The organism is Devriesea agamarum (assembly GCF_900070355.1).
Classification (GTDB): domain Bacteria; phylum Actinomycetota; class Actinomycetes; order Actinomycetales; family Dermabacteraceae; genus Devriesea; species Devriesea agamarum.
In genome coordinates this window covers 1,873,923-1,891,906 of sequence record NZ_LN849456.1, presented here as the reverse complement: position 1 = coordinate 1,891,906, position 17,984 = coordinate 1,873,923, and the positions used below count along the sequence as shown (strand labels likewise).

Here is a 17,984-nt window from a genome sequence, read left to right as displayed (position 1 = left end):
GCGGTTTATGTCTCGTAGGTGAACGGGTAACAATTCCACGATGTCAGTCGCAGCCTCAGCGGCGTGGCTGTCAGACAGAAAGGTCGTCCCGAGCTTGTTGCAGCACAGGAATTACGTAAAGGGCGAAGGAAGACGGCGAGAAATACTTCAATGCGCCGCGAAACTATTTGCGGAGCGTGGTTATCGGGGAACGAGCCTGCGCGATATATCGGCGCAGGTTGGCATCTCGCATCCGGGGATGCTGCACCATTTCACGTCGAAGGAAAAGCTTCTTGAAGCCGTTCTCGATATTGCAGAAGCCAATCGCGATCACGAATTTCAGCGGGCTGGCACTAAAGGGCGAGAGGCTCTGCTCTATTTAGTGGAACTTCTCGACCGTTTAGAGCAGGCGCACCAGCTCAACTCGTTGTTCTCGGTGTTGCAGCTGGAATCACTGCAGGAGCGGCATCCGGCGCGCGAGCGAGTTGTGCAGCGAAACCAGTGCGTGGTTGAGATGATCAGCGGTTGCCTGGGAGCTATTGCCGCTGAGGGTGGCTTGAAGCCGGGGGTGGATCCAGATTGTGCAGCCCGGATTCTGCTCTCGATGGTGGATTCCTTGTCTGTTTATCGGCGGCTCGGGGGAGCGGTGTCGGTGAGTCAGGACGTGCGTGAATTTCTGACGATGATTCTGGTGGAACCTCTTGACGAGTTCGGCCCGACGCAGGTAGATGGTCCCGACCACCAGTCGAATGAGCGATGAACCCGCGGATCCTGGGTCGATACATGACTGCGAACGTGGGATGCTGGAGGGGTGTACCCTGCGGTGACCTGCCGCGAAGATCGTGCACACCATGACATGTTGACCCCTTGAACGAACAGGATCCCGTTATGTCAGACCTTCCCGGGCCCATGACCGGCGCAAGGCAGTATGTCGTCGGTCTTAATGGGCCCGAGGCTGGCCCAGCGGCTTTTGTCGGGCGCTGCAATTTGTCGTTGGACGAGGTGACCGATTGTGTGAGTGCGGACCAGCCGCAGGCCAAAGGCCCCGAGGTGTGGGCCGCTGTGATCCCGACTTCTGACGGGCTGGTCCTTGCCAGGCATGGGCAGGCAGCATCGCCTCTGTTCTTTCATGTGCACCATCCGTCCGCATCTGATGCCCCCGAGGCTGTAGCGGTAACAGTGGCTGCGCAGCTACCTGAACTGGTGTGGGCACTGCGCAGTGCAGGGTATGAGCTGGGTCCGGATCCGCAACAGGCGTACGCCTATGTGCGCGGCGATGCCGACGGTCAGTCCTCGCATACGTTGATCGCTGGTATTCAGCGGGTACGCGCCGATGAGATCGTGCGGATCCACGCTGACGGCGATGTGCGGCGGTGCTGCTTTGAGCGCGTGAACAACGGGCGGCCGCGGGGAACGTCGCGGGGACGCCGCGCTGCTGATGCGGGTGATTCCACCGGTGTGGTGGAGGCGGTTGGTTTAGCGCTCGAATCCGCGTTCTCACCGGATCGCGTCGCAGGACACGACGAGGTCACTGGCCCGGCGGTGGGAATTGCGATGACCGATGACGCTGCGACGGCCGCGGTCGCGCTTGCGCTGGGGGCCTGGTCGGCAACTGATCTGCCTGAGGATGCCCCGGCGTTGGCGACGGTTGCGGTGCGGTCGGCGGCAACCCGCAGCGCTCACAGTGTTCAGGCACTCGGTCCGCGTGCCCAGATCGTGGTGGATCGATTGGGGTCGGCGACGGCGCACCGCGATCTTCATCCGTCGACGGACCAGTTCAAACGCGATCTCGGACTGTTTTTGCGAACTCGGTCTGCGCCGCCGCGCACCCTCGCGGAATACGCTCATTTTTGTGCGATGCGTCAGCTTGCCGAGACAGTGCCGCTGGTGGTGGACACCACGGGCCTTCCCGGTGCGGGTTTGCTGGCGTCAACACCGAAGCCACAGGTCGCGGAGGTGTTTGATGACACCCAGGTGACGGTTTCTGGCCTGGATGTGGTGACTCGCGCCCGGCACACGGTGGATAAGGCGCGGCAGACGGTGACCGGACTGGCTAAAAAGGTGGCGCAGGCTCGGCGTAAACGGCTATGCATTGATGATCTTGTGCGTCTTCCCGATCCGGTCGATGTAGCTTCCTCATCGTGTGTGAGCGTTGCCCCGAGTGCGGCCAACACCGGGGTACGGGCAGACGATATTGAAGCGGTCTGCCATACCGCGGCAGCGTGCGGCGTGGATCTGGTGCTGCCCTGCGCGGATGCTCGGGTGCTGTCTGCGGTGGGTCCCGCGGGTCTGGCGTCCTGCGAACGCGTTCTTCCGCCTGAGATCCAGGAAACACCGGCTGCGCCGACGCGGACAATTGACGACGACGAATGGTTTACCCGGCTGAAGGGCTCGGTGCACGCAGTTTTGCGTTCATCGACCTTGGGCGCGCGGCCGTGGATAAACCAGCGGGCTGCTCTGGATGCGTTTGACGCCTACATCGCGGGTCGACTCGCCACGGATTCCGCTCCGCTATGGCGCATCTACTTGCTGGAGCTGTGGCTTCGAGAACTGCTTGAATCCTCGATTGAGGATGACAACTGGCTCCGCGCTGAGGGTCTAGCCGCCGCTTCTGAGGGCGATGACCACGGGGCGCATGACGAACCCGCACCGAAGGAGGTGCTAGCCTCCAACGAGGGGAAGAACCTTGACTTGGCGATGCCGGCCTCGGTGGGTGGCGGAATGGTCCGTCGGTATCCGCTGCGCACCGGGAAGTTTACGGCGGAAACCGAGATGGCCTCGTCAATCGGCGGGTATGTGCGGGACTTTTTCGAGGCGTTGGACGCTCACCTCGCAACCGCTGATGAAGATGACTCGCACTGGGATGCGACGGTGGGTCGCCCCTGGAACCTGACGGTGAGCGAAAAAATCATCGCGATTATGCAGGGCCGGTCCTATTTCGTCTGGGACATTCATCCCGGGATCTGGGCTCGTAACCTGTCGAAATACGTGGCGCGAACCCCTGCCGGTATTGGTCTCGGTGATCCGGTGACCATGCATTTAGCGATTCAGGAAGCGGGTCTGCCGCGGGTATTGCTGGCGTCAGCGGCCGGTGCGGTGGGTAAGCTGATTGGTCGTAAGGGCCTGTTCTACGAGGTGGTGGGCGGTAACGTCCGGGCTATTGATGGCCCAACTGAGTACTCGGTGTATCCGGCGAATGTTTCGGCGAAACTTCCGCCTAAAGATCCCGACATTGTGGCCGACTTCTTAAACCGGGTGGTGCTGGATGCGGTGCCGCCCGCATGGCGCGACACCTTTACCGGCACGGTAGTGATGGATGCCAACGATATTGGTCGCAACACGCTCGGCAAGGCGGCGCCGGAAAGCAGCGAATACTATGAATTGCAGTTCGCTGATAATCCCCTGGGACAAGGCCGTGAGCAAACCCCGATGGCAGTGGTGTTCGCCCGATGAGCAAACCTGGCACAGTTGACATGGAGGATTCCGCCCTGAACGGCATACAGCAGTCTGAACCGACTCCCGACACTGATGTGATGGCCGAGGCACAGGAACCCACCTCGGAGATCTCCTCAGCCGAATCTCAGCCCACATCGGGCGGCCCACGATCAAGCCATGCGGAGTCCAAGGGCGTCCAGGAGCAGTACCGTGCTCTGCGCAATGCCTCCGTGTTCGGAGCCGATGGCCACAAAATCGGCAAAGTCGGGGATATTTATCTCGACGACAGCACTCAGCACCCCACCTTCTTGACGGTGACTATGGGCCTGTTCGGAACCAAGGAAGTTTTTGTCCCGGTGGCGCTAGCGCGGATTGACGATGATGCGGTGCACTTGGTGCGAGATCGCGACGAGGTCAAAGCGGCTCCGACCCTGGATGCCGACGGGCATCTCACCCCGGAGGAAGAACGCGAGATTTTCCAGTACTACGGTCTCGATTACGACCAGACCGTTCGGGGTGACGCAGGTGAAGCACCCGGCTCGGGTGATGACGGTGATCATGTGGCTGATCAAGGCGAGCAGCGCCGTAACGGTGAGCAGCGCGACGCTGATGATCCGCGCGGCAACGCCGATCCGCATCGCGACGATCAGTACGACACCAACGATGAGTGCGACGCTAATGATCATCGCGACGACGAGCGCGAGGGCCAGGACAGCCCGGACCGCCACGGTGACGCCGCCGATTCACAGTCCGGGTTGCGTTCAGACTGATGGTCGACGTCAGCTGAGGTTTGCCACCCTCAATGGCACTGTGCCCACTGCCCACGGTGTCTAGGCTGGGTGTAAACCCGGGCCGCTCCCCTTCCTCCCTCGAAGCTCCCACCACCTCATGAGATGAGAATCGCGCTCCTCACCCACTACTACGCCCCGGAAACCGGGGCACCGCAGCGTCGCTGGGGCGCGTTGGCGCGCCGGTTCGCACAAGCTGGGCACCAGCTCTTCGTTGTCTGCCCCCGGCCCCACTATCCCAGTGGCCGCATTCCCCGCGCTGAACGAGGGCGCCACCGGGTGGGGCGGGTCGAGCGAGGTGATCAGGGTGAGCGGATCCTGCGGGTCGCTCACCTGATGCACGGCCAGGACATCATCACGAGAACCCTGGATCACCTGGTGAGTTCGGCGTCTATGGCATACCGATTGGACCGGTTATGGCGACATCCTGAGGCGCGCCCCGAGGTGATCGTGGTGACCGTGCCAGCGATCCCCACACTGCTCGCCGCGTGGGCACTGGCACGCCGGTACAGTCTGCCGATGGTCGTGGAAATGCGCGATGCCTGGCCGGACCTGGTGACGCACACCGGCGGGCTCTCCCGTGACGCCAGGCTGATCGCTGAGGTGAAGGTGCGCGTGCACCGGGCCATCACCAACGGTCAGCGCACGGCTGATCATGTGATTACCACGACCGAACATTTTGCCCAGGTGCTGCGCGGGCGCGGTATCCGGCGGGTGGACGTGGTGCGCAACGGCACGGATCTTGCGCACCGGCCTCTGCTGCCGCCGGTAGGTCGGGGCCAGGATGAGGGAGCGCGACGCCCCTTGAACTGCCTGTATCTGGGGAATATGGGGCGCAGCCAGGGCCTTGACACGCTGGTCTACGCGGCGGCAGCGCTCGCAAAGGCGGGAGTTCCGATCTCGGTGCGCCTGATCGGACACGGTTCGGACCGACAGCGCCTGGCGCAGCTAGTGGCCCGCACCAAGGCTCCGGTGACCATTTACGATCGGATTCCGCCCGAACAGGTGATGGGGCATTACCTATGGGCCGACACGGTGGTGGTGTCCCTGCGAGATTGGGAACCTTTCCGCTGGACGATCCCGTCCAAGCTCTTTGAAGTGCTCGCGGTGGGCAGGCACATTACCGGTCTGCTGGATGGTGAGGCTGCCCAGGTGCTGCGGGATTCGGGGGCGGGAGATGTGCTTGCGCCAGGGGATGCGCAAGGCTTGGCTGACCTGTGGCGCCGGCTCCAATCGCACCGCGAGGAGCTGGATCGCGGCGATGTGGGTCGGCGTTGGGTGGCCGATCACGCGGACGATGACATTCTTGCGCGCCGCTATTTAGAGATTCTTCAACGCGTCTGTGACGAGCACGAAGGATCGTAACGCCGGTATTGGGGCCATCTTCGGGATCGCGCGTGTCACACTAGTGACCATGCGTGGCATTATTTTGGCCGGTGGAACCGGTTCCCGACTTCATCCGCTCACGATCGGCGTGTCTAAGCAGCTGATGCCGGTCTACGACAAACCTATGATCTACTTCCCGCTCTCAACGCTGATGCTGGCGGGAATCCAGGACATCCTGATCATCACAACGCCCGAAGATTCCCAGTCGTTCCAGCGTGTGCTGGGTGATGGCAGCAAGTTCGGGATTAACCTGACCTACACGGTGCAGCCTTCGCCCGATGGTCTCGCCCAAGCATTCATCTTGGGCGAAGAACATATTGGTCAGGAAAAGGTCGCCCTGATCCTCGGCGATAACCTGTTCTACGGTCAGGGTATGGGCACGCAGCTGCGGCAGTACACCGATGTGGAAGGCGCCGCTGTTTTTGGTTACTGGGTGGCTGACCCCACGGCGTACGGCGTGGTCGAGATGGACGAGAACGGCTTTGCCGTCTCCCTGGAGGAAAAACCGGCTCATCCGCGCAGCAACCTCGCGGTTCCGGGACTGTACTTCTACGATAACCGGGTGGTGGAGTTCGCGAAGTCGCTGAAGCCGTCCCCGCGCGGAGAGTTGGAGATTACTGATCTCAACCGGCTGTATCTGGAGGACGGTTCGCTGCACGTGGAGGTGCTGACCCGGGGAACCGCCTGGCTGGACACCGGGACGTTCGATTCACTGGCTGAGGCCGGCGACTTCATCCGCACCGTGCAAAAGCGTCAGGGACTTTCCATCGGAGCCCCGGAAGAAATTGCCTGGCGCATGGGATACCTGAGCGATGATGAACTGCGCGAACGCGCTGAGCCCCTGGTCAAGAGTGGCTACGGGACGTACCTGCTGAACATTTTGGAACGAGAGGGACACTGACGTGCGCACACTTTTGGTTACCGGCGGTGCCGGATTCATTGGATCAAACTTTGTCCACTACGTCCTTCAGCACACTGACGACCGTGTGGTTGTGCTCGACAAAATGACGTACGCGGGCAATAAGGCATCCTTGGACGGGCTTCCGGCTGACCGCTGCGAGCTGGTGGTGGGGGACATCGCCGACGCGCAGCTCGTGGACCGCCTGGTGGGTGAAGCGGATGCGGTTGTTCACTATGCGGCGGAGTCGCATAACGACAACTCCTTGCACGATCCGTCACCGTTTTTGACCACGAACCTGATCGGAACCTTCACGCTGCTGGAAGCGGCCCGCAAGCATGGAACCCGATTCCACCACATCTCCACGGACGAGGTGTACGGCGATCTGGAGCTGGATGATCCGCAGCGGTTTACCGAATCCACCCCGTACAACCCGTCGAGCCCCTATTCGTCCACCAAAGCGGGCTCAGACCTGCTGGTGCGCGCCTGGGTGCGGTCCTTCGGTGTGCAGGCCACGATCTCGAACTGCTCGAACAACTATGGTCCGCGTCAGCACGTGGAGAAGTTCATTCCGCGCCAGATCACCAATGTGATCGACGGGGTGCGTCCGCGCCTGTACGGGTCGGGCCAGAACGTGCGGGACTGGATCCACGCTGACGATCATTCCTCCGCGGTGCTCGCGATTCTCAACCGGGGTCGGATCGGCGAAACCTATCTCATCGGCGCCGACGGCGAGAAAAACAACAAAGATGTGGTCGAGCTAATTTTGACCCATATGGGTCAGGATGTTGACGCCTATGACCATGTCGCTGATCGTCCCGGGCACGATATGCGGTACGCGATTGATTCCACGAAGCTGCGCACCGAATTGGGGTGGGCCCCAAGCTTTAGCGATTTCGAGGCTGGCCTGGTCGCGACCATCGACTGGTATCGCCAAAATGAAGCGTGGTGGCGTCCTCAGAAGGCCGCGACCGAAGCGAAGTACGCCAAAACCGGGCACTGACAGCGCCGGCAGTAGATGCCCCGGTAGCCAAGACAGCGGATAAGCGATCAGCGAGAGGAAACCGATGACCACCAAGGAACTAGCGGTTCGGACCACCCCTATTCCCGGACTGCTCGTCCTGGATCTTCCGGTGCACGGAGATGCGCGCGGATGGTTTAAAGAGAACTGGCAGCGCGAGAAGATGCTTGCCCTCGGCCTGCCGGACCTCGGACCGGTGCAGAACAACATTTCCTTTAACCAGGAAGTTGGAGTGACCCGAGGTATTCACGCAGAACCGTGGGATAAGTACATCAGTGTGGCGACTGGTCGCGTGTTCGGGGCGTGGGTGGATCTGCGGGAAGGCCCGAGTTTCGGAACCGTCTACACGCATGAGATTGATCCGTCGACGGCAATTTTTGTGCCGCGCGGGGTGGGCAACAGTTTCCAGACGATTGAGGCGCCCGCCGCTTACACGTATCTCGTCAATGCCCACTGGTCGGCTGATGCCCAGGCGCAGTACACCTTCCTCAACCTGGCGGATCCGACGGTCGCTATTAACTGGCCGATTCCGTTGGATGAGGCTGAACGCTCTGATAAAGACCTTGCCCATCCCATGTTGGAGGACGTCACGCCCATGCCGGCGAAGCCCGTGCTGCTGGTGGGGTCAGGTGGTCAGCTTGGGCGGGCAGTTTTGGCGCGCGCCGAAGCGGGCGGTGGCCGGTTTGCCGGACGCGAAGTGGTGGGTATTGACCGCGACGAGCTGGATCTCACCGATCCGGCATCGGTGGATGCCTTTGATTTCTCTCGTTTCGGTGTCATCGTCAACGCCTCCGCGTACACCGCGGTGGATCTCGCCGAAACCTCGCAGGGGCGCGCGGATGCGTGGGCGGTCAACGTCACGGGTCTTGCGCGATTGGTGGACAAAGCGCGCGATTTCGGCGCGCAGTTCGTGCACGTGTCCAGCGACTATGTATTTGACGGTACCCGTGAGGTGCATACCGAAGAGGAGGGTTTGAGCCCGCTCGGTGTGTATGCGCAGACCAAGGCCGCCAGTGACGTCATTGTGTCGAGCCTGCCGCGCCATTTTGTGGTGCGCACCAGTTGGGTGATTGGCGACGGCAAGAACTTTGTGCGCACGATGGCAGACCTTGCGGCCCGCGGGATTGACCCGACGGTGGTGGGCGACCAAATTGGTCGGCTCACCTTCACTGACGATCTCGCTGCAGGGATTGAGCATTTGCTCAGCTGTGGCGCGGCGCCGGGTGTGTACAACCTCAGCAACGAGGGCCCCTCCCAGTCGTGGGCTGATATTGCCGCTGATGTGTACGAACTGACGGGGCACGATCGGTCCCGGGTGACGCCCGTGACCACCTCCGAGTACTTCGCGGGTAAGGAAGGTATCGCTCCCAGGCCGGAGTTTTCGACGCTGGATTTGTCGAAGTTAGCGGCGACCGGATTTGTTCCGCGCCCGGCTGCTGATGCGCTGAAAGAGTATTTGAGCGCCCAATAACCGCCCCGGGCATATCTTTTGCTGTGCGGTGTATGTCCCTCAACCGTGTGGTTGACATGTGATGGATATTGGCGGCCCGAGTGTGACCGGGGACTATGCCCCAGGTAGGCTTTTCCCGTCGGACGTCCCCCCTTTGGTCCGGCGGAAAGCTGGAACGCGGCAATGAGCCTCTCCTTGCGAGTTAGACAGGTTGCGCGCACGCATCGACTTGTCTCGAATGCTGCCCTGGTGGCAGGCACCGCGTTCAGGCACGCTCTCGACGATCCGATTTTGTTGGGTATGCAAATATCGCGGCGTATGCCCTACCGGCCTGCCCGTATGCTCGGCTCTGCACTCACCGCTCTGGGCGGGCTCACAACCCCGGGGGTTAAAGCCCTGGGACTGTTGCTATCGGGCAGAGACGGTCAAGCCCATGGAGTGCTCCAAGAACTCAGTGACAGCGGACGAACATCTCGTCTGGCCGCCAACGTGGCGTTACAGCTCAACGACGTAGACATCGCGATGGCATGCGCCCCGGCCGGAACCCGAGGCAACCTGGTGCGGGCGCGGGCCCTGTGGCACACAGGAGAAATCTCCGCAGCCATAACCAGTCTCACCGGCGCGCGCGGTGCCCAAGCGGCCTACCGGAAACGCCTACTCAGCGAACACGACCTGCTGCGCTCTGGGATGCGGTTAGGAGCCGTAGCGGGCCAGCCGCAGTGGACGGCTCAGCACGCCCGAACAGAGCTGAAAGCCTCAGCTACAGACGGGCCAGTACCCCTGCGCGCACTGCACATCGTGACGAACTCTCTGCCGCACACCCAATCCGGGTACACACTGCGTACCCATAAGGTGCTCAGGGCCCACCAGAACGCGGGAATCGACGTGCAGGGAGTCACCCGCATCGGGTACCCCGTCACCGTCGGCAAAGTCTTCGCCCGCGCAACCGATACGGTGGATTCGATCACCTACCATCGGATTCTTGGCGCGAGACTTCCGGAAACCACCACCCAGCGCCTTCAAGCCCAGGCTGAACAGATAGCGCAGCTGGTGGAAAAATATCGTCCCCACCTGCTGTGTTGCACCACAAACTTCACCAATGCACTGGTGGCCGAAGCCGTGGCCCGCCACACCGGTTTGCCATGGGTGTACGAAGTACGCGGCCTCATGGAACAAACCTGGGTGGCCTCAAAACGCGACGACCGCGCTCGTGCCCGGGCAGCATCCAGTGAACGAGCCACAGGTTTGGCGCGACGCGAAGGTGAACTCGCCGGGGCAGCGGATGCAGTGGTGACGCTCTCGCACACCATGCGCGATGTGCTGGTGGATCGCGGGGTCCGGGCTGATCGCATCACCGTGATTCCCAACTCTGTGGACGACCAGCTGCTTGACCGTGCGACCTCGCCCGCTCGCGCTCGCACCGAACTCGGACTACCGTCGGACGGATTCTGGATCGGATCGGTGTCCTCGCTCGTGGACTACGAGGGATTCGATGTTCTGCTGCGGGCCGCCGCCACACTGATCCATAGCGAGGCCGAGGCCGGGATCCATCATGACGCTGGCGCCGAGATCCAGAGCGAGGCTGGCGCCGAGCAGTCTCTTCCTCTGCACGTCATGCTGGTGGGTGACGGAGTCTCCCGACCGGCGCTGGAACGCCTAGCTCACGAACTCGGTATCGCCCAGCGTGTGCACATGCCCGGACGGGTGGGACGAGACCTAGCCACCGGGTACCAGCAGGCCTTAGATGCCGTAGTCATACCCCGGCGCGACGTCGACGTGTGCCGCCGGGTTACCCCGCTGAAACCAGTGGAAGCAATGGCGTTAGGCCGACCGGTGATCGCGAGTGATCTACCTGCGCTGCGAGAAGTCCTCGGTGATGCGGCCCTGTATGTCGCCGCCGGTAAGCATAACGCGCTCGCGCGGGCAGTTCGGGATCTTGCACGTGACCCTGATCTTCGCAAGAACCTGGCCCGCAAGGGCCGGACCCGCGCACGACAACGGACCTGGTCAGCGGCTGGCGCCAGTTATCGCCAGCTTTATGACAGTCTGGCTGTCGCACCGCGACGGATGACGGGAGTTGGATGAGCGTCAAAGGGATTCGCGTGCAGGGCCAAACCGATGCGGTGACCCTCGTCGAGCAATTGCAATGCGAAGGAATGGACACCTCAGACCTCGGGCATGTCGGGGTTCGGCCACCGCTTCCCCGCTATATTCGCGACCTATGGGAGCGCAGGCATTTCATCCTGATGGACTCCCGGATGCGGGCAGCCTCCCAGCACCATGGCAATCTGCTGGGCAACAAGTGGCTCATCTTGAAGCCATTACTCGATGTCATTTTTTATTGGCTGATTTTCGGGGTCGTGCTCCACGCGGGTGGCGGCACGGAAAATTATGTCGCCTTCATTGTGATCGGCGTGTTGATGTTCCAATCTTCGGCGCGGGCGCTGACTGCCGGAACTTCGGTGATGCGCCAGGGACGATCGCTAATTAAGTCCTTCTCGTTCCCGCGGGCGGCGATCCCTATTGCCTCCGTTGTTCAGGAGACCATCAATTTGGTTCCGGTGGTGGTGGTCATGCTGATCTCCATCATCGTGATTCCCACGCATGAGCTGCCTACACTCACCTGGCTCCTTCTGCCCGTGGTGCTGCTGGCGCAGACCCTACTCAACGTCGGGATGACCCTGGTCGTTGCCCGGATCGGGTTCGTCTTTCCCGATATGGCCCATGCCATGGGGTTTGTGAGCCGGATCTTGATGTACGGCTCAGGAGTTCTGTTCCCGATCGACCGGTTCCTCGACCACACCGTGGTAGTGACAATCCTCAACCTGAATCCGCTCTTCGCGGCTTTGACCATGTATCGCGAAATTTTGATGCAGGGGGTATGGCCGCACTGGTCAGAGTGGGCAGTTCTGCTCGGCTGGGGTATCGCCCTAACCGTCGTCGGATTCATCTTCTTTTGGAAGAAGGAGGCGAAGTATGGCGGCGGACAGTGAGATGCGAAACCTGTGGCCCGCGGGCAAAGACTCCTCCCGCCCCACTGCGGCCCCGGCAGCGGACCTGCAACGCAGCGACAGAATCTCCGTGGTCGCCGACGATGTGCGACTGCGCTACACCACGACCAAAGTCTCTCGGCCGGGAACATCTCGTGGTCTTCGCGTGCGTCTAGGTGCCCGTCGCCAGCGGGTGAGTGTGCTAGCGCTGCGAGGCGTGTCGTTCTCCGTGACCGAAGGGGAATTCGTCGGCATTATCGGTCGCAACGGCTCCGGCAAAAGCTCGCTGCTGCGGGTTCTGGCTGGGCTTGAAGCACCCACGTCAGGCAGTGTGCTCACCAGTGCCAGGCCGATGCTGCTGGGTGTGAGCGCCGCGCTGATTCCGCATCTCACCGGAGCCCAGAACATCAGACTCGGGTGCCTTGCTATGGGGATGACTCCGGAGCAGGCCGATGAAGCGTTCAACTCGGTGGTGGAACTGTCTGCGCTCGGAGATGCCATCGATCTGCCGATGCAGACCTATTCCTCCGGCATGGGGGCACGGTTGCGGTTCGCGATCTCGCTGGCCGCCAGCCCCGAAATCTTAATGATCGACGAAGCGTTAGCGACGGGCGATGCCGTGTTCATGGATCGTTCAAAACGCGCCATGAAACAGATGCTCGAACGGGCGGGCACCGTATTCCTGGTCAACCATGCGGCCCAAGCCATTGAGGAAATGTGCACCCGGGCCATCTGGATGGATCACGGGCGCATGGTGATGGATGGGGAAGCGGTTACCGTTGCGCGCAAATATCGCTGGTTCGCGCATAACCTCGCCCAGGGCGATACCGCTAAAGCCGCAAGCTTGCTGCAAGCAGCGATGGAAGAGGGGGAGTCTACCCGCGCCCCGGCTCCGCCTGAACGTATCAAATTGCCGCAGAACGTGCCTGCCCGCAGGCAGAGTATTCGGGGTCGTCATCGTCGTTTTGGTGAGGCGCCGGTGATCGAAACGCAAGCCCTTGACCCTTATGGTCAGCACCATCGTGCTCATGGAGGAGAGGCTCCATGAGGGATATAGGCCCGCTCAAGAAATGGGTCCCGCCAAGGAAGATAGGTCTTTCGTTGAGGAAATAGAGGCCTCACGAAGGAATTGACCCCGATGAAGGAGATCAGGTGTCCATGCGTGTTATGACCATTTACGGCACCAGGCCGGAAGCGATTAAGGTTGCGCCGGTCATCAAAGCCATTGACATGGCCGAGGACATGGACAGCATCGTGGTTGTCACCGGCCAGCACCGGGAGATGCTCGATCAGGTCAATCAGCTTTTTGAAATCGTTCCCGACCGGGATCTCGACATTATGTCGGCCGGTCAGAGCCTCAATGGCATTGTGGCTCGGGTGATCGAGGGCGTAGATCGAGTCCTGGAAGAGCAGGCCCCCGACGCGGTTATAGTTCAAGGCGATACGTCCACGGTGATGGGCGCGGCCATTGCAGCGTTTAACCGGCGCATTCCCGTGATCCACTTGGAGGCGGGGCTCAGGTCGGGTTGCATTGACTCGCCGTTCCCTGAAGAAGCCAACCGGAAACTGACCACTCAAATCACGCGGCTGCATTTAGCGCCCACCGCGATCTCGAAAGCAAACCTGGTCGCAGAAGGTGTGGATCCGAACGCCGTGATCGTCACCGGAAACAGTGTGATCGACGCTCTTTTGCACATGTCGGCGCGCAAGGTGACGCTCAGCGACGAACGTCTTGAACGGCTGTCGGCGGACAGTGAGCGCAAGGTCCTTCTCGTCACCACCCATCGGCGGGAAAACTTGGGTGCTGCGATGTCAGATATCGCCTCCGCGGTGGCCGCGCTCGCCGAGAAATATCCCGACCTGACGGTGGTGCTTCCGCTACACCGCAACCCGCTGGTGCGCCAGACGATGGTTCCACCCCTGGTGGGTCTCCCGAACGTGATCATGACCGAACCCCTGGGGTACGCCGAGTTCACGAAGGTTCTGGCTATGGCCGACGTGGTGCTGACCGACTCTGGCGGTGTCCAAGAAGAAGCGCCGAGCCTGGGTAAACCTGTTCTGGTGATGCGCGATAACACTGAGCGTCCCGAAGCGGTTCTGGCCGGAACCGTCAAACTCGTGGGCACGGAGCGGGATCGGCTGGTGGATGAGGTTTCACGCCTGCTCGATTGCGAGGATGCCTATCGGGCGATGGCTAATGCGGTGAATCCCTACGGCGACGGATTGGCGGCTCGCCGCACCCTTGAGGCGATTCGCTGGGCGTTCCTGGGCGGTGCCCGGCCCGCTGACTTTGTGCCGGACATCGACGTGAACGCCGGCCTGAACCTCGACGTGGGCACCGAGACCGCCACCGGCGCGGGAATCCACGCGCCCACCTTTGCTGGCACCTCTGTAGACACACCGGGAACGATGTCGGAGCCACCCGGATGTCGGTGATTCTCGCCCGCCTGGCGAAACCCGGTCGGTCATGCGCCGCCGTCGAAGACATCTGGCGCAGGTTGCCGTACGAAACCGAACCCCGCGTGGATGTGTACCGGCGCGGTGCTGCAGAGGTCATCCTGTTCCACTACGGTGCGGCCTTGGATGCCTCGGTCATCCCGCTAGAGGACGGCGGCCTGCTCATCGTGCAGGGACAGCGCACCCGGCGCACCCTTGACCGCTTAGCAGTGGATCTGGCCGACCACAAGCACGGTTCAGATCCGCTCGCGGTGCCCGAATGCCTCCTCGCACTCATGGTGCGAGAGGACCAGCTCACCGTGTTTGCGGGGCATCCTGGAACAGATCAGCTGCTCAGCACGCAGACTGACGATGAGTTCATCTGGACTAACCATCAAGCGCTGCTGGGCCCGTGGCTGAGTGGACGCGAACGGTTCAACCGGACCTCTTTAGCCTGGATGATCCACAAGTTCCACCTCGGGGATTACCAGTATTACCTTGAGGGTGTATCGAGGACTCGCCCGGGCGTGAAATACGTGGCCCAGCCGGACGGGATCACGGAAATCGCCCCGCGTAAGGGCGTGAGTTACACGCCGATATCCGATGCCGACGTTGCTGATCGCCTGAATGAGTTCGCCGCGGATATCGAGGATTTCCTCGCCACGGTCGAAGCAGGGAAAACTATTTCGCTCAGTGGGGGAAAGGACTCCCGGGCCATTATGGGTTTGCTGGGCACCAGCGATCACCTGCGCAGGTATCATTTCATGACCTTTGGCGAGCCGTATGCGCCGGACGTTATGGCCGCCCATGAAGTCATGGAGATGGCACAGCTGACAGATCGCCATCACATTGATCGCAGACAGTTGATTCAGCGCGGTCCAGACCTCATTCGCAGCGTGGTCGATGACGTGCTGATGGACTTTATCGGCACATCGCTAGCCGACCGGCAACGAGTACAGTTGCGGCCTGATCTCTTGATCGGTGGACACCAATACGGCATGAAAGCCAAAGCGACCTACCCGGATCGGGCCACCTATCTGGCTCAGCGGGCGAAGGCTTTCGAGGTCTCGACCTTGCTCACCGCCGATACTCGTCAGCATTTAAAGTCGCTCTATATGGGGATGCTCGATGTTGCGCTCGCCGGGGTTCCGGATTCCAAGCTGGAAATGACTGAACAGTTTGTTCTCCGCAGTCCCATGCACACCGCGGGTTCGATTACTCTCAGCCATGCTGGCGCTGCAGAATTTCATCCGTTTCTGGATTGTCGGATTCACAGTATTTTAGGCGGGGTTCGGCCCGAGTTTACGCAAGCTCAAATGCTGCATTACCTTCTTGTGAGGAGATTCGATAAGTCGATTGAAGCGGCAGCGTTTGCGGGCGATGCCTGGCCGACTCAAACCGCCGAGTTTGCCGACCGGATGGGTTTGCCGCTGCGACGTACGCCGCAGCCACCTTTTGACTTCAATCCGGCTTTCCCGTCGCAGAGTGCATTCGGTCGGTACCAGTGGCGCATAGACATCTTTGAACGGATGCGGCGTCGGGTCGCCGACTATATCCGAGATGTGGCCTCAGACCTGGATTTTCTCGACGTTCAAGCTGTGGGTGACCTGGTGATGCGGCCTTCTGGTCAGTGGTCGTTTGGAAACCTGTACCAGCTCGGTGCGATCTTCAAAGTGGTGCTGGTGCACCGACTCGGGGCCACCATGCTCGATGCGAGACGGCGCGAGGAGATTGAGCGGATAGTCGCAGAGTTCATCGGCGATCCGCCGTTGCAGACTGTGACGCCCCATGTGGATGTCGCAGGGGCTGGCGATCAGTCCGGGACAGCGCCGGTTCAACAGCAGAGCGGAGCTGCTGTGGTTCAACCCGAGGGTGCTGAGGATCAGGAGGCATTGGCCGCCCGTGCGGCGTTGGTCGCGGCGGAAATGGCCATCCGTGATCTGGTGCTCCAACAGCGCACGGGGCGCGGGCTGAGGCCTGCGCTGGAACCTGAGCGTTTGCGTCAGGTTTTAGGCGAAGATCCGCAGGCACTTCAGCGGCACAATGAGTTATATGCGAGCGCTACGAGCCTTGGTCCGTTTTATCGTCTCGGGGACGCTCTTGATTTTTGTGTGCACAGTGATAACCAGGGGGCGATGCGTTTTCGCGGACAGGTGCTCAAAGAGTCAGGTGATCGGGTATTGATCGCCATGCATGGTATCGGCCACGATCAGCCGGTAACGGGAATGACATGGTCGCCGAGCGGATTTTGGTACATCTATATTGTTCAAGACTCCCGAACCTCAATGTTTGAATATGAGGTGACGGTCCCGGGTGGTGCGAATCAGCGTGTTGAGTGCTCGGTGCGTCGGTGGGCGGGAAATGCCCCAGTATTTATACGTGTGGATGGAGTGGAACTGGTGGAAACTCAGCCAAAGCATGAAGGAGATGAGGCGTGAGCAGATCTGCCAAGGTAGTTATCTATGGGAGCTGCGTGAGCCGGGATGCTCTGGAATTTGTCACGACCGATGACGTGAGTGTCGATCACTACATTGCCCGGCAGTCGTTGCTCAGCGCGTTTGGCGGTCCGGTCGAGATCGATGTCGATACCTCGGGTCTAACCTCGCCGTTTCAGCGCCGCATGGTGGAGGGTGACATTGCGGGATCGGCGGCAGTTGTTCTGCGTGAACGCACCCCAGAATGTGATGTGCTGCTGTGGGACCTGATGGATGAACGCGATGGCGTGTACGAGACTCCGGGCGGGGGCCGGATCACCAACTCGGTGGAACTGCGTTCAACCGACTTTGTCGCCCGTTGGAAAGAAACCTGTCGTTTGACCCGATTTGGAAGCCGTCGGTATATGCGGCTCTTCGATGATGCTCTGCGCAGTTTCGCAGATCTTCTCGATGACATCGGGTGCCGGGAGCGTTCGTTGCTGATCGCGGCCCCGCTCGCGACGAGCCCGCTGGCGGGAGTGCACGCCGATGCGGACGCGCTCAGTAAAATTAAAGGACAGCAGGAGGCTTTTGGCTCGCCGATGCAGGAATTGGCTGAGCGTGTTCAGGAGGAGGGGCTGCCCGTTCTCTTTGTTCCCGACGAGGTGTGTTCATTTGATCCTCAGCACAAATGGGGACTGGCTTCCTATCACTATTCCGCCGATTTTTATCGCTTTGTGGTCGGGGAGCTTGAACGGCGTCTGGGGGTCGGCTTGCGGTCGGTGAGCAAGGATGCTGGTTGTCGCCTGAGCTTGGCGCAGCCCCATGCACTGGCTTCGGACGGTGTTGCGCGTCATCACATCGGACGCCCGTGCCAAGGTGTCAGTGCGCAACTCACGGTGACGGGAACTGCACGGGATCCATTGCGGGGGGCGCTGATGGTGCTGACGTTCCGCGAGGAGGAAAAGTTTAAGGTCCACGGGGCGAACTACACCGAGTTCAAAGGGCACGGGCATTACGTGTACATTCCGCTGCGGTCGCAGCAGGATATTGCGACCTTTAACGTGTCATGGGATGAGCCGCGCTACCTCAAATCGGTCGATATTGTGCCGTGGGAAGGCGCGAAAGACCTCCTCGTGCACCGCTTCGATGTCGAGGTCAAGCGCTGAGCTCCTGATCCCACGGTG

13 protein-coding genes and 1 pseudogene are annotated in these 17,984 nt (G+C 61.0%); all 14 read left to right on the top strand.

Annotated elements, in window-relative coordinates; translation table 11 throughout:
• Positions 1 to 40: 40 nt before the first annotated feature.
• Positions 41 to 223: pseudogene (locus BN1724_RS13580) on the top strand (TetR/AcrR family transcriptional regulator); the annotation flags it as partial.
• Positions 224 to 238: 15 nt separating this feature from the next.
• A complete protein-coding gene (locus tag BN1724_RS08160) occupies positions 239 to 739 on the top strand; it encodes a TetR/AcrR family transcriptional regulator (RefSeq protein WP_058234954.1) in 501 nt (166 codons plus the stop codon).
• Between the two features lie 128 nt (positions 740 to 867).
• Entirely contained in the window at positions 868 to 3,432 is a 2,565-nt protein-coding gene (locus tag BN1724_RS08155; protein WP_058234953.1) for a hypothetical protein, read from the top strand.
• Entirely contained in the window at positions 3,429 to 4,184 is a 756-nt protein-coding gene (locus BN1724_RS08150) for a PRC-barrel domain-containing protein (RefSeq protein ID WP_058234952.1), read from the top strand. The genes BN1724_RS08155 and BN1724_RS08150 overlap by 4 nt, the downstream gene beginning before the upstream one ends.
• Positions 4,185 to 4,307: 123 nt before the next feature.
• Positions 4,308 to 5,567: a glycosyltransferase family 4 protein gene (locus BN1724_RS08145; protein WP_058234951.1), complete on the top strand. Its 1,260-nt coding sequence runs from the start codon at positions 4,308 to 4,310 to the stop codon at positions 5,565 to 5,567.
• Positions 5,568 to 5,616: 49 nt separating this feature from the next.
• Positions 5,617 to 6,489 carry a glucose-1-phosphate thymidylyltransferase RfbA gene (gene rfbA, locus BN1724_RS08140; protein ID WP_058235889.1) on the top strand — a complete coding sequence of 291 codons (873 nt, stop codon included), beginning with the start codon at positions 5,617 to 5,619 and terminating at the stop codon, positions 6,487 to 6,489.
• 1 nt (position 6,490) lies between these two features.
• Positions 6,491 to 7,489 carry a dTDP-glucose 4,6-dehydratase gene (rfbB, locus tag BN1724_RS08135; RefSeq protein ID WP_058234950.1) on the top strand — a complete coding sequence of 333 codons (999 nt, stop codon included), beginning with the start codon at positions 6,491 to 6,493 and terminating at the stop codon, positions 7,487 to 7,489.
• A 64-nt stretch (positions 7,490 to 7,553) separates the two neighbouring features.
• On the top strand, positions 7,554 to 8,978 hold the full coding sequence (locus BN1724_RS08130) for a sugar nucleotide-binding protein (protein ID WP_058234949.1): 1,425 nt from the start codon (positions 7,554 to 7,556) through the stop codon (positions 8,976 to 8,978).
• 174 nt (positions 8,979 to 9,152) lie between these two features.
• On the top strand, positions 9,153 to 11,042 hold the full coding sequence (locus BN1724_RS08125; RefSeq protein WP_172797103.1) for a glycosyltransferase family 4 protein: 1,890 nt from the start codon (positions 9,153 to 9,155) through the stop codon (positions 11,040 to 11,042).
• On the top strand, positions 11,039 to 11,950 hold the full coding sequence (locus BN1724_RS08120; protein ID WP_058234947.1) for an ABC transporter permease: 912 nt from the start codon (positions 11,039 to 11,041) through the stop codon (positions 11,948 to 11,950). Before BN1724_RS08125 ends, BN1724_RS08120 begins: the two co-directional genes overlap by 4 nt.
• Entirely contained in the window at positions 11,934 to 12,995 is a 1,062-nt protein-coding gene (locus BN1724_RS08115; protein WP_058234946.1) for an ABC transporter ATP-binding protein, read from the top strand. The genes BN1724_RS08120 and BN1724_RS08115 overlap by 17 nt, the downstream gene beginning before the upstream one ends.
• Positions 12,996 to 13,105: 110 nt before the next feature.
• Positions 13,106 to 14,383, top strand: coding sequence for a non-hydrolyzing UDP-N-acetylglucosamine 2-epimerase (wecB, locus tag BN1724_RS08110; RefSeq protein ID WP_231928204.1), 1,278 nt, complete (start codon positions 13,106 to 13,108; stop codon positions 14,381 to 14,383).
• On the top strand, positions 14,374 to 16,821 hold the full coding sequence (locus BN1724_RS08105; RefSeq protein WP_058234945.1) for a hypothetical protein: 2,448 nt from the start codon (positions 14,374 to 14,376) through the stop codon (positions 16,819 to 16,821). The genes wecB and BN1724_RS08105 overlap by 10 nt, the downstream gene beginning before the upstream one ends.
• A complete protein-coding gene (locus BN1724_RS08100; RefSeq protein WP_058234944.1) occupies positions 16,818 to 17,966 on the top strand; it encodes a DUF6270 domain-containing protein in 1,149 nt (382 codons plus the stop codon). The genes BN1724_RS08105 and BN1724_RS08100 overlap by 4 nt, the downstream gene beginning before the upstream one ends.
• Positions 17,967 to 17,984: the final 18 nt, after the last annotated feature.